Source organism: Rhodococcus sp. 06-221-2 (genome assembly GCF_002258365.1).
GTDB classification, from domain to species: Bacteria; Actinomycetota; Actinomycetes; order Mycobacteriales; family Mycobacteriaceae; genus Rhodococcoides; species Rhodococcoides fascians.
Window position 1 is genome coordinate 128,796 of sequence record NZ_NOYJ01000010.1, and the last position, 13,040, is coordinate 141,835.

Here is a 13,040-nt window from a genome sequence, read left to right on the forward strand (position 1 = left end):
AAAATGTGGCGCTGATCAGCGCTGGCCGTAGACGTTCTGGTAGCGGTCGTAGAGTGCGTCGACCGACGCGCGGGGGATGGGAAGCGGTTGTCCCAGTTGATATGACAGGTGCACCGATCGGGCCACGTCCTCGCACATGACCGCCGCTTTCACCGCAGATCGGGCCGACGGGCCAACCGCGAAGACACCGTGGTTCTGCATGAGTATTGCCGGCGAGCGGCTGTCTGCGAGGGTGTCGACGATGCCGCGTCCGATCGAGTCGTCGCCTATCACGGCGAACGGACCCACCGGAATGTCACCGCCGAATTCGTCGGCGCACATCGTGGTCACGACCGGAATGGGTTCTCCTCGCGCGGCCCACGCCACCGCGTAGGGCGAATGAGTGTGTACCACACCGTTGATGTGGTCGAGGTGCCGATAGACGTATGCCTGCGCCTCGGTGTCCGAGGACGGCGCGTGGTCTCCTTCGACCACTCGACCGTGCAGATCGCACACCACCATGTTGCCCGGTGTCAGGTCGTCGTAGGAGACGCCGCTCGGCTTGATGACCATGAGGTCTCGACCGGGAACGCGCGCGGACACGTTGCCCGCCGTCCACACGACCAGTCCGTAGCGCACCAGTTCCGCATGCAGTGCGCACACGTCCTTGCGAATCTCCTCGACGACCTCGCGAACATCGTCGACAACTGTCATTTCGCTTCCAGCTTCCTCGTCAGGGCTGCGCGACGCAGTGATCGCAGCCGGCGCATGGTCGGTACGTCCCGACCGAAGCGATCGTGCAGTTCCAGGTAGACCTCGTACAGCGAGTCGTATGCCTTCGACCGGGACTCGTCCGGAACGAATGCACCGCGGCGAACCTTGCCCATCGATTTCGACGCCACCGGCACGTCCGGGTAGCAGCCTGCGGCCACTGCCGCGTGGATGGCGGAGCCCAAGGCGGGGCCCTGTGCGGACGCGATGACGGACAACGGCATTCGTAGCACGTCGGCGTAGATCTGCATCAGCAGTGGGTTGCGGGCCAGCCCTCCCGCCACGACGAACTCGTCGACGGGAACGCCGCTGTCGCGAAACGTCTCGACGATGACGCGGGTACCGAACGCCGTTGCCTCGAGCAGTGCGCGGTACGTGTCCTCGGGCCGCGTCGCAAGCGTCGATCCGATGACCAGGCCGGACAGTTCGTGATCGACCAGGATCGACCGATTGCCGCTGTGCCAGTCGAGCGCGACCAGACCGTGCTCGCCCACCTCTTGGGCCGACGCGAGCCGTGTCAGGTATTCGTGCACGGACTCGCCTGCGGCAGTTGCCGCTTCACTGTAGGACGCGGGAACTCCGGTGCGGGTGAACCACCCGAAGATGTCGCCGACCCCGCTCTGCCCGGCTTCGTACCCGTACGACCCAGCGACGATGCCGCCGTCGACGACGCCGCACATACCCGGAACGTCGTTCAACACGGTCGAACTCATGACGTGGCAGGTGGATGTTCCCATGATGGCGACCATGCGGCCCGATTCGACGGCACCCGCAGCCGGGGCCGTGACGTGGGCATCCACGTTTCCGACCGCGACGGCTATCCCCTCGGGCAATCCCGTCCATGCCGCGGCCTCGGCGGTCAACGTGCCTGCACGCGAGCCCAACTCGCCCAGCGGTTGGTCCAGTTTCTCTGCCACGAACCCACCGAACCCGGGCGCGAGCTCGGTGAGGAAGTCGACGGAAGGATACTTGCCGTCCTGATAGATGCCCTTGTATCCCGCGGTGCAGGCATTGCGCACGTAGTTTCCGCACAGTTGCCAGACGATCCAGTCGGCCGCCTCGACCCACCGGTCCATGGCCTTGTAGATCTCGGCGTCCTCCTCGTGAATCTGCAGCGCCTTGGCGAATTCCCATTCCGAGGAGATCAAGCCGCCGTAGCGGGGGAGCCAGCTCTCTCCGCGACGGGCGGCCAGTTCGTTGATCCGGTCGGCCTGTCCCTGCGCCGCATGGTGTTTCCACAGTTTGACGTAAGCGTGTGGGCGATCGACGAAGCGCGGGTCTTCGCTGAGCGGCGTGCCGTCCGCGTAGGTCGGCACCATGGTGCATGCGGTGAAGTCGGTCCCGATGCCCACCACCTGCTCCGGCGCGATGCCCGCGGCGGCCATCGCAGCGGGGACGGCGCGGCGTAGGACGTCGCGATAGTCGTCCGGCACCTGCAGAGCCCACGCGTCGGGAAGTCGCACGGTACTGCCGGGCAGAGTCTCCTCGAGTACGGCGTGGCTGTATTCGTGTACGGCAGATGCAATTTCGGCACCATCGGACACACGGACGACTACGGCACGGCCGGAGAGAGTGCCGTAGTCCACTCCTACCGTGTAGCGGTCATTGGACATGCGATTCTCCTTGTTGCGGTGCAACGGTTGTGGTCGGTTTCGGTGCAGTGGTGCTGGACGATCGAACGACGAGTTCAGGATCGATGGACGCCTCGGGTGCGGCAGTGTTGTCCAGTGCCGCGCGCAGGACGTCGATCGCGCGTCTGCCGACTTCGGTGAAGTCCTGGCGGACCGTTGTCAGTGGTGGGATCAGGAAAGCAGCCTCGGGGATGTCGTCGAATCCGACGACGGCGAAGTCCTCGGGCACACGGCGGCCGCTCTCGTGGAAGGCGCGCAGCAAGCCGAGGGCCATCTGGTCGTTGGCGCAGAACGCGGCCGTGACGGTGTGGTCCTCGGCGAGGCGGAGCCCGTTCTCGTAGCCGCTGCGTGCGGACCAGTCGCCGCGGAGGACCGGTGTCCACGCCAGCCCGGCCTCGTCGAGCGCATCCTGCCACCCTTGTTCACGGCCGCGGGATTCGGTCCATCCCTGCGGTCCGGACAGATGCACGATGCGTTCGTGACCTGCCTCGATCAGGTGTCGGGTGGCCAATCGAGCGCCGCCGACCTGATCGATGCCCACGGTCCAGGTCGAGGTGGTGGGGTCACCTTCGACGACCACGACGGGTACCACGGACTCCTCGGAACGAGCCGCTGCCACAGCGTCGTCGGTGGCGGCGATCAACACGATGCCCTCGACGCCCTGGTCGTGCAGGTGATGCAGTGCGCCGACGAGTTCGTCGTGTGTCAGCGTTGCGAGACTGACTGCGCTGACGGAGAATCCGGCATCACGTGCCGCGCTCTGCACGGTGCGATGCGTGGTGCTCGGCCCCCAGAACCCGCCTTTGGAGCCGATGATTCCGATCGACGCGGACCGTTTGGTGACCAACGCCCTGGCGGCACGATTGGGACGATAGCCCAGTTGATCGATGGCATTCTGTACCCGGTCGCGGGTTTCGGGGCGTAAGTTGTTCTGGCCGTTGATGACCCGCGAGACCGTCTGATGGGATACCCCGGCCAATCGGGCGACGTCGGTCATGACGGGTGCCTTACCGTCGATCCCTGTGTTGGTCACCTCTTTCTCGCCGTCAGCAGACGTTGGGCGAGAACGAACACCAGGAGCAGCACTCCGATCGTGATTCGCGTCCACCACGAGCTCAGGGTTCCGTCGAAGGCGATGAAAGTCTGTATGGCACCGAGGATCAGGACTCCCACCAGCGAACCGAGGACGTACCCGCGCCCGCCGGTGAGCAGCGTTCCGCCGATCACCACCGCGGCGATAGCGTCGAGCTCCATGCCGACGGCGTTGAGGCTGTAGCCCGACAGTGCGTAGAAGGAGAACAGTAGGCCGGCGAGCGCTGCGCAGAATCCGCTGATCGTGTAGACGCCGACTTTCACGGCCGCCACCTTGAGCCCCATCAGCAGCGCGGACGCTTCGTTGCCACCGATGCCGTAGACCGAACGTCCGAAACGAGTGCAGGCCAACACGTATGCAGCAATCGCCACCGTGACCAGCGCGATCACCACGCTCCAGGTGATGGTGTAGCCGCCGGGTAGTTCGATGACGGCGAATGCGATCGAGGAGAACGTGTCGTCGGTGATCGGGATCGACTCGACACCGATCATGTAGCACAGGCCCCGGGCGAGGAACATCCCCGCGAGTGTGGCGACGAACGGCTGAATCTGCAGATAGTGGATGAGGGCACCCATGACGGTGCCGAGCACGGCACCGCACAGCAACACCACGGCCATGACCAGCAGCGGTGGCCAGCCCAATTGCAGTGTGCGCGCTGCGATCATCGTCGACAGTGCGACGACGGACCCGACGGAGAGATCGATTCCGCCGGTGAGGATGACGAAGGTCATCCCTACCGCGAGGACGATGAGGAACGAGTTGTCGATCAGCAGTGACAGGAACACCTGTGGATCGGCGAAGCCGCTGTAGCGGAATTCGCCGAGTCCGAACAGACCGACGAACAGCGCGAACGTGGCGATGACCGGCAGAAACCGAGACGGTGGGGAGTACCGCTTCACGCGGTCCCAGGTCGAGGGCGCGGTGCTCGGTGCTGCCGCGGTGGTCGTGGGGGGAGCAGTCATGAGGTCGCTCACGGTCGTACCGCCTTGGTGGAGTCGGTGCGGAACCACGTCCGCAGTGATGCGCGGGCTCGTGGTGATTGCAACAGGCAGACCACGATGATGACGACCGCTTTGAACAGGTAGTTGGCCTCGGAGGGGATACCGACATTGGTGATGGTGCGCGTGAGCGTGCCGATGAGCAGGGCACCGACGACGGTGCCGGCGATGGAGAATCGACCACCGGTCAGAGCAGTACCGCCGATGACGACAGCGAGGATCGCGTCGAGCTCGATCCACTGGCCCAGACTGTTCGCGTTCACCGAGTTGGTGTTCGCAGCGATGATCAGACCTGCCATTCCCGAGCACACCGCGGCGAACACGTAGACCGTCCAGACGATCGTCCGCGACTGGACGCCTGCCAATCTGCTTGCCTCCGGGTTGATTCCGACGGCTTCGACGAGCATCCCCAGTGCGGTCCGCCGGGTCAACAGTGCGGTTGCTGCCACGACCACGAGGGCGACGATCAGTGCCAGTGGAAGTCCGAGAAGCGTGCCCGACGCGAGCGTGCTGAAGGCCGGGTTGTTGACTGTCGTGATGTTTCCGTCGGTGATCAACATGGCCAGGCCACGTCCGGCGACCATCAGAATGAGCGTCGCGATGATGGGTTGAATCCCGAAGACCGACACCAGAAGGCCGTTCCACAGACCCAGCAGCAGACATACTCCCAGTGCCCAGACGACAGCCATGATCATCGTCGTGGTGGCACCCTCGTCCGGTGCCGCGACGATGCGAGTACACGCAACGGCGGCAGCGATGACTGCCACTGCGCCCACGGAGAGGTCGATGCCGCGGGTTGCCACCACCAGCGTCATGCCGACGGCCACCAGAATGAGCGGCGCGGAGTTGCGTGCGATATCGACGATGTTTCCGAACAGGCCACCGTTCTCGATTCGAATGTCGAGGAAGTCCGGTGTCACAACGACATTGACGACGATCAGAGCTATCAGAGCCAGCAGCGGCCAGACGACCGGCTGGGCGAGGGCGGCACGTGCGCGAGCGGGCGCGCCGGCCGATGGTTCGAGGGTTTCGGTCATGATGCGACATTCCTGTCGGTGGTCGAAGTGGCGGCCGCGACGGGGTCGTCGGTGCGCACCCCGGCTGCGATGGTGGCGAGCACGTCGCCGACCGACACACCGTCGTTGATACGTTCGTCGATCTTGCGGTGATCTCGCATGACCACGATGCGGTCACTGAGGCGCAGGATCTCTTCGAGCTCGGCGGAGATGAACACCACCGACATTCCGCGCGCGGCTAGGTCGGCCACCAGGGTTTGGATCTGCGCTTTGGCACCGATGTCGATTCCGCGTGTCGGTTCGTCCAGAATCAGAAGTTCGGGTTCGGTGATGAGCCAGCGGGCGAGGAGCACTTTCTGTTGGTTGCCGCCGGACAGGTTGCGCATCAACGCGTTCGGATCGGCGGGCCTGATGTCGAGTGCAGAGATGTATTCCTTGACGAGCTTGGTGCGGGTGGCACGGGGGATGGGACGAAGCCATCCACGCTTGGCCTGCAGAGCGAGCAGCATGTTGTCGGCCACCGTCAGATCGGCCACCACACCGTCGGCCTTGCGATCCTCGCTGGTGAGGGCGATGCGCTGATCGGCGGCCTGGCGTGGACTGCGAATGCGGTGCTTGGTCGCATGCACTTCGATCGATCCGGAGTCCGATCGATCGGCTCCACCGAGCAGGCGAGCAAGCTCGGTACGGCCGGACCCGAGCAGACCGGCGATGCCGACGACCTGTCCCGCATGAAGACGCAGATCGGTTGCTTCCAGTGCGCCCTTGCGTCCGATGCCCAACACTTCCACGACGGGCGTCTGTTCGTCGGAAACCATCACCGGCTCGCGGCTGTCGAGTTCGCGCAAGGTGTCCAGTTCCCGACCGATCATCAACTCGACCAGCTCGAACTGCGGAGTGTCGGCGACCAGGCGCTCGGAGACGAGCTTTCCGTTGCGCAGGATCGTCATTCGGTCGGAGATCCGGTAGATCTGGTCGAGGAAGTGCGACACGAAGACGATCGAGGTTCCGTCTTCCCTCAGCCGTTCGATGACGGAGTACAGGGTTTCGACCTCGTCCTTGTCCAGGCTCGAGGTCGGCTCGTCCAGGATGAGGACTCGGGCGTCGACATCGACTGCACGGGCGATGGCGACGAGCTGTTGCACGGCGATCGGATGGTCCCCGAGGACCGACGACGGCTCGATGTCGAGGCCCAGCCGGTCGAGAGTCGTTCTGGCACGGCGGTTCATCGCTCGCGTGTCGATACCGCCGATGGCCCCCAACAGTTTTCCGGGTAGGCGTCGGGGCTCGCGGCCCAGGAGCATGTTCTCTGCGACAGTCAGATTCGGAAGTAGGTTCACTTCCTGGTAGACGGTGCTGATACCTGCAGCCTGGGCCGCGCTCGGCGTCGCGAACTCGTGTTCGGTTCCGTCGATCGTGACCGTTCCGCTGTCGATCGAGTAGACCCCGGTCAGTGCCTTGATCAACGTCGATTTACCGGCACCGTTCTCACCCATCAGCGAATGCACCTCGCCGGGGAAGAGCCGCAACGACACCCCGTCGAGGGCTCGGACGGCACCGAAGGTGATCGAGATGTCTTTCATCTCCACGAGCGGAGTCGGCTCTGTGCTGGTGATCGGCTCCGCGGTGGGAACGGTGTCGGTATGCATGCGTCGACTTTCAGTACTGGCGGTCGGCGAGTACTGCTGCCGCCTGGTCGGGCGTGAAGGTGGTCTCCTCGGTGACGACCCTCTTGGGAACGTCCTCGCCCTTGACGACCTTGTCCGTGAGCTCCATCAGTTGCGGTCCGAGAAGTGGGTTGCACTCGACGATGAAGTCGATCTTCTTGTCCGCCAGTGCTTGCATTCCGTCCTTGACGGCGTCGACGGTGATGATCTTGATGTCTTTTCCGGGTACCAGCCCGGCTGCTTCGATGGCTTGGATTGCGCCCAGGCCCATGTCGTCGTTCTGGGCGAAGACGACGTCGATCTGGCCTCGATTGGAGTTGAGGAACGACTCCATCACCTGCTTGCCGCCGTCACGGGTGAAATCGCCGGTCTGTGACGCGGTGATCGCGATGTTCGACTGGCCGCCGATAGCGTCGCGGAATCCCTCGGCCCGGTCGATGGCGGGAGCGGCTCCGGTGGTTCCCTGCAGCTCGACCACGTTGATCTTGCCGTCGCCGGTGGTGTCCGCAGTGGCGCTGTTCTGCACCAGCCAATCGCCTGCCTTCTTGCCCTCCTCGACGAAATCGGAGCCGAGGAACGTGGCATACAGCGAATCGTCGGTGGTGTCGACGGAGCGGTCGGTGAGGATCACCGGGATGTTCGCGCGCTTGGCTTCCTGGAGGACCGGCTCCCATCCCGTCTCGACGACGGGGCTGAAAGCGATGACGTCGACCTTCTGCTGGATGTAGGTGCGAATCGCCTTGATCTGGTTTTCCTGCTTCTGCTGCGCGTCGGAGAACTTCAACTCCATGCCGGCAGCGCTGGCCGCGTCCTGGATGGAGATGGTGTTGGCCGTGCGCCATCCGCTCTCGGCACCGACCTGGGAAAAGCCCAGCACCGTTGCGCCGTCACCGCCGCCGGACGCGTCGCCGCCGCCTCCGCTACTGCACGCACTCAGGACGATCGCACCACTCAGAATGAGCGCGCTCGCCGCAAAAATTGTCTTCGACGCCATGGTGATCTCCTCAATGTCGCCACTCCACTGTGACGTGTGCAACACAGTGTGAGCGTTAACATCGGGCCGCGTCAAGACTTGAAACGTTTGAATTCCAAAATTTTGTGAGCGCTCACTCAAGCGCGAAGTGCAGAAAATCTCCACTCGATCACGGACCGGTACGTCTGGCCCGGTCGCAGCACCGCAGAGGGAAAGTTCGGGTGATTCGGTGAATCAGGGAACAGCTGGGGTTCGAGCGCGATGCCGTCGCCTTGGCGCAGCATCGAGCCGCGTCGAGACACGTCGCTGCCGTCCAGGAAGTTGCCTGTGTAGACCTGCACTCCGGGCTGATCGGTCCACAGTTCCAGTGTCGTTCGACTGCGCTCGGAGCTCAGGATCGCCGCACGCCGAAGCCCCGTACCGTCGACGACGAAGTTGTGGTCCACACCCCGGGCGGTCAGCAACTGCGGATGAGCTGCTCGGGCCAGGTCTCCGACTCGTCCCGGCGTGCGCAGATCCAGCGCGGTGCCGTCGACGGATTCGATGGCACCGGTCGGGATTCCCTCGGTGTCGACCGGGGTGTACGTCGAGGCGAACACCTGCAGGGTGTGATCGTCGATGCCATGGCCATCGAGATCGAAATACGCGTGCGACGTCAGGTTCACCACCGTCGGCGCGGTGGTCGTTGCCGTCGACTCCAGCCGCACGCGATCGGTCGTGACGGAGAACTGGGCCCGCGCACGGACTTCGCCCGGATAGCCCTGATCGCCGTCGGGGCTGATCAACTCGAACTCGACCGAATCCGGCGATCGGCCGACCACGGTCCAGTGTCGTGAGTCGAAGCCGTCGGTTCCGCCGTGCAGGTGGTTGGTGCCGTCGTTGATCGTCAGTTGCACCGCCTGCCCATCGATCTCGAACCGGCCGTCCTCGATCCGGTTCGCGTACCGGCCGACGGTAGAGCCGAAATAGGCAGTGGACGAACGAAGCTCACGCTCGCCCGCCACGCCGACGAGAACGTCGCGGCGCTCGCCGTCTCCTCCGGTCACCGACATTCGTTGCAGGGTCGCGCCGTAGGGGAGTACCTCCACCTCCACCCCGGGCGAACGTCCGATGGTGATGGTCTCGTTGTGATCGTCGTCGGTGGGCACCGGTCGACGATAGCTCCGGAGAGTGAGATCGGTCCCCGGATTGCTTCGTGCGGCGGGCGACGCACCGTGTATTCGTAGGTGCGCATACTATGGTGTGATGCAGGCCACATCACTGCGCATTGATCGTCTCGATGAGATGAAAATAGCTATCGCGCAGGCGATCTCGGTCTGTCGAACGCAGCCGGACACCGTCGAACAGGAGAAATCGTGGCAGACAACAGAGCAGTGACGTACGCCGGACCAGGCAAAGTCGAGGTTCAGGACATTGCTTTTCCAGGCCTGGAATTGACCGACGGGCCCGGCGTGAACCCGGCCAACGTCGGCCGCAAATGCGAACACGGCGTGATCCTGAAGGTCGTCTCGACCAACATCTGCGGCAGCGACCAGCACATGGTCCGTGGACGCACGACGGCACCCGAGGGTCTGGTGTTGGGCCACGAGATCACCGGCGAGATCGTGGAGGTCGGGCGAGACGTCGAATTCTTGAAGGTCGGCGACATCTGCTCGGTACCGTTCAACATTGCTTGCGGACGGTGCCGAAACTGCAAGGAGCGCAAGACCGGCATCTGCCTCAACGTCAACCCGGATCGACCCGGTTCTGCGTTCGGTTACGTGGACATGGGCGGATGGGTGGGCGGCCAGGCCGAGTACGTCATGGCACCGTACGCGGACTTCAATCTGCTGAAGTTCCCCGACCGCGATCAGGCGATGGAGAAGATCCTGGACTTGACCATGCTCTCCGACATCTTCCCGACCGGATATCACGGCGCGGTCACCGCGGGAGTGAAACCCGGTGCGACGGTGTACATCGCGGGTGCGGGCCCGGTCGGTCTGGCGGCCGCGGTCGGCGCACAATTGCTGGGCGCGTCGGTGGTGATCGTCGGCGACATGAACGCCGACAGGCTGGCGCAGGCACGAACGTTCGGCTGCGAGACCGTCGACGTGGGCAAGGGCGCGCCGCAAGATCAGATCGAACAGATCCTCGGTGTCCCGGAGGTCGACGCTGCGGTGGACGCGGTGGGATTCGAGGCTCGCGGCCACGGCGGAGACTCGTCCCACGAAGCACCGGCCACGGTGCTCAATTCGCTGATGGACATCACCACCGCGGGCGGTGGCATCGGAATTCCCGGGCTCTACGTCACCGGTGATCCGGGCGGCGTGGACGAGGCCGCACAACGCGGCGCTCTCTCGCTCAGCCTCGGCACCGGTTGGGCGAAGTCGCTCTCGTTCGCCACCGGGCAGTGCCCGGTGATGAGCTACCACCGGGAATTGATGAATGCCATTCTCAAAGAACGAGTGTCGATTGCGAAGGCGGTGAACGCAACGGTCATCACTCTCGACGACGCACCGCGCGGCTACCGTGAATTCGACAGCGGAGTCGCACAGAAATTCGTCATCGACCCGCACGGCATGATCGCCGGCTGACACCGCGGCGTAACTACGGCCGCCCTCGCTCCGATGGATGCGAGGGCGGCCGTTCTCGTGTGCGGTCGAAAGGCGGTGGAGCGCAGGGGGTGACGGACGAGCCCGACAACGCTGAAGGATTTGCGTATATCGCCGATTTCGGAGTCGACATAGCGTCGAGTCGTACCCGTCCGTGATCGTGGTGTTTACCGAGGAGATCGAATGACCGACACAACCATTGCTCAACTCACCGCCCGACTCGAGGTGCTCGAGTCCGAGGCGGACATTCGACGCATCCAAGCTCGCTACATGTTCCTGTGCGACACTCCGTGTCCCGAATTCGGCGTGGACGACGACGCTCGCCGAATCGAGCTGGTGCTGGACCTGTACACCGAGGACGCGGTCTGGGAAGGCGTGGGCGAGTACTACGACGGCCAATTCGGCCGCGCCGAAGGCAAGGAAGCCATTCGGGCGCACTTCAACCGCTTCTGGGGTGAAAAGACCGATCCTGCGTTGTTACTCAACGCCCACTACCTCACCTCGGAACAGATACACGTCGACGGCGATACGGCCGAGGGCCAGTGGATTCACATGCAGCCCTGGCTGTTCTCCGACGGCAGGAGCCTGTTGCGTTCGAGCCGCCTCAACAACGCCTTCCGTAAGGTCGAAGGCCGGTGGCTCATTTCCAGAACTCGCACCGAAAACGTGTTCGTGGCACCGCTACCGAACCATTTCGCCGAAGCGTTCCCCAGCTCGTCGGTGTTGTTGAAGCCCTGATGCATCGAAGTCGAAATGTCAATAGGGATGTGGAGTCGCCCGCCTAGGGGAACCTTTATTCAGGCCCGGTTGCGCTGAAATTCTTCTTGGGATGGTCGACAGTGTTCTCTACAACGCCGCGAGAATCACTCTCCAGTCCGGCGGTCGTCCAACCGAACAGGATCGATACCGATGTCCGAGAAGATAGTTGCAACCGAAGCCGAGTCACCGCCGAAGCGTTCGAGTCTGGGAAGAATTGCATTCGCCAGCGGCGTCGGAACGTCACTGGAATTCTACGATTTCGCTATTTACGGAACCGCTACAGCACTCGTGTTCACCGATACGTTCTTCCGCACGGGTAATGCATGGTTCGGCACATTCATGGGTCTGGCCACATTCGGCATCGGATTCTTGATGGCCCCGCTCGGGGCCGTGCTCTTCGGCTGGGTCGGTGACACCTACGGTCGCCGCCGCGCCCTGCAGTTGACGTTTCTCGGGATGGGCGCGGCCACCCTGATCATCGGCGTGCTCCCCACCTACGCACAGGTAGGCGTCGCGGCCCCGGTCTGTCTGGTTCTACTCAGGCTCGTTCACGGACTGTGCCGTGGTGGTGAGACCGGTGGCGCTGCCGTGCTGGCCATCGAGCATGCCCCGGACGACCGAAGAGCACGCTACGGAGTCTTCACCGCTCTTGGGTCCCCGATCGGCACGATCCTCGCGAATGCGTCGTTCGCATTGGTTCTGCTGTTGCCGGCAGAGACGGTGCAGGAGTGGGCGTGGCGTCTGCCGTTCCTCTTCGGCGGTCTGGTTCTGGTGTTGGGACTGTGGGTTCGCAAGGGCGTTCACGAGAGTCCGGTGTTCCGACAGATGGTGGCCGAGCGCGGGGAAGAGGCCGTGCGGGCGCAGATGCCGTTCAAGACCGTCGTGAAGAGCAGTTGGCGTCGCCTCGTGCTTGCGGCGGGGGTCAACGTCGGACTGAACTCCACGACCTTCGTGCTCGCGATCTTCATGCTGTCGTACGCCACGGCCGAAGCTCCGGAGGGGCTCGGTCTTCCACGTACCGACATCGTGTACGGCAGTATCGCCGCGTTGGTACTGCACGGAGCGGCGGTGGTGCTTGCATCACTGCTGTCCGATCGGATCGGACGCCGACCGGTGATGATGGGCGGTGCGCTGGCCACTATCGCGGCGGTGCTCACCATCTTCCACATGGCCCAATGGGGCACCGTCACCTCGGTTGTGCTCGGTTTGATGATCGGGTTCACCGCCACCGGGTTCCTGTTCGGCCCGATGTACACGTACTTCACCGAGCTGTTCCCGAAGGAACAACGCCAGACCGGGATGGGCATCGCGTTCCATGTCGGGGCGGTGCTGGGCGGCGGCATTGCACCCCTGATCGCGAACCGGATCGTCGCATTCACCGGTGATGCCTCGAACATCGGCTACTACCTCGCCGGTGCCTGCATCATCTCACTGACCTGCCTGTGGATTCTGCCCGAGACTGCGCCGGTTCGGTTGGAGCGCAATCGGATTGCGGCAGGCGCGGCTCGTACGTCCTGAACACGATCACAGTGGCCGGATCCGGCCACCGAAAAACAGAGGAA

At 63.8% G+C, this 13,040-nt stretch carries 11 protein-coding genes; 3 read left to right on the top strand and 8 right to left on the bottom strand.

The genetic code is table 11. The annotated features are described in order from the left end of the window. Positions 1 to 15: 15 nt before the first annotated feature. The 8 genes from CH281_RS05645 to CH281_RS05680 form a co-directional block, all read right to left on the bottom strand. Positions 16 to 693: an L-ribulose-5-phosphate 4-epimerase gene (locus CH281_RS05645; RefSeq protein ID WP_032401214.1), complete on the bottom strand. Its 678-nt coding sequence runs from the start codon at positions 691 to 693 to the stop codon at positions 16 to 18. Continuing rightward, positions 690 to 2,363: a ribulokinase gene (araB, locus tag CH281_RS05650; protein WP_094693341.1), complete on the bottom strand. Its 1,674-nt coding sequence runs from the start codon at positions 2,361 to 2,363 to the stop codon at positions 690 to 692. Before araB ends, CH281_RS05645 begins: the two co-directional genes overlap by 4 nt. Beyond that, entirely contained in the window at positions 2,353 to 3,414 is a 1,062-nt protein-coding gene (locus CH281_RS05655) for a LacI family DNA-binding transcriptional regulator (RefSeq protein WP_230591075.1), read from the bottom strand. Before CH281_RS05655 ends, araB begins: the two co-directional genes overlap by 11 nt. Beyond that, a complete protein-coding gene (yjfF, locus tag CH281_RS05660) occupies positions 3,411 to 4,436 on the bottom strand; it encodes a galactofuranose ABC transporter, permease protein YjfF (protein ID WP_080729065.1) in 1,026 nt (341 codons plus the stop codon). Before yjfF ends, CH281_RS05655 begins: the two co-directional genes overlap by 4 nt. Positions 4,437 to 4,444: 8 nt before the next feature. Next, the gene (locus tag CH281_RS05665; protein WP_094693343.1) at positions 4,445 to 5,509 is read right to left on the bottom strand and encodes an ABC transporter permease; all 1,065 of its coding nucleotides are present in this window, start codon (positions 5,507 to 5,509) and stop codon (positions 4,445 to 4,447) included. After that, positions 5,506 to 7,137: a sugar ABC transporter ATP-binding protein gene (locus CH281_RS05670; protein WP_094693345.1), complete on the bottom strand. Its 1,632-nt coding sequence runs from the start codon at positions 7,135 to 7,137 to the stop codon at positions 5,506 to 5,508. The genes CH281_RS05665 and CH281_RS05670 overlap by 4 nt, the downstream gene beginning before the upstream one ends. A gap of 10 nt (positions 7,138 to 7,147) precedes the next feature. After that, positions 7,148 to 8,149 carry an ABC transporter substrate-binding protein gene (locus CH281_RS05675; RefSeq protein ID WP_027496166.1) on the bottom strand — a complete coding sequence of 334 codons (1,002 nt, stop codon included), beginning with the start codon at positions 8,147 to 8,149 and terminating at the stop codon, positions 7,148 to 7,150. Positions 8,150 to 8,265: 116 nt separating this feature from the next. Then, positions 8,266 to 9,276 (bottom strand): aldose epimerase family protein, encoded by a 1,011-nt coding sequence (locus CH281_RS05680; protein WP_179274125.1) that lies wholly within the window; start codon positions 9,274 to 9,276, stop codon positions 8,266 to 8,268. Positions 9,277 to 9,483: 207 nt separating this feature from the next. Here CH281_RS05680 and fdhA point away from each other — a divergent pair, with 207 nt between their 5' ends. From fdhA to CH281_RS05695, 3 genes are all read left to right on the top strand, one after another. Further along, positions 9,484 to 10,701 carry a formaldehyde dehydrogenase, glutathione-independent gene (gene fdhA, locus CH281_RS05685; protein ID WP_032385562.1) on the top strand — a complete coding sequence of 406 codons (1,218 nt, stop codon included), beginning with the start codon at positions 9,484 to 9,486 and terminating at the stop codon, positions 10,699 to 10,701. Positions 10,702 to 10,902: 201 nt separating this feature from the next. Continuing rightward, positions 10,903 to 11,457, top strand: coding sequence for a nuclear transport factor 2 family protein (locus tag CH281_RS05690; protein WP_032393260.1), 555 nt, complete (start codon positions 10,903 to 10,905; stop codon positions 11,455 to 11,457). A gap of 171 nt (positions 11,458 to 11,628) precedes the next feature. Continuing rightward, positions 11,629 to 12,996 (top strand): MFS transporter, encoded by a 1,368-nt coding sequence (locus CH281_RS05695; protein WP_094693349.1) that lies wholly within the window; start codon positions 11,629 to 11,631, stop codon positions 12,994 to 12,996. The last annotated feature ends 44 nt before the right edge of the window (positions 12,997 to 13,040 follow it).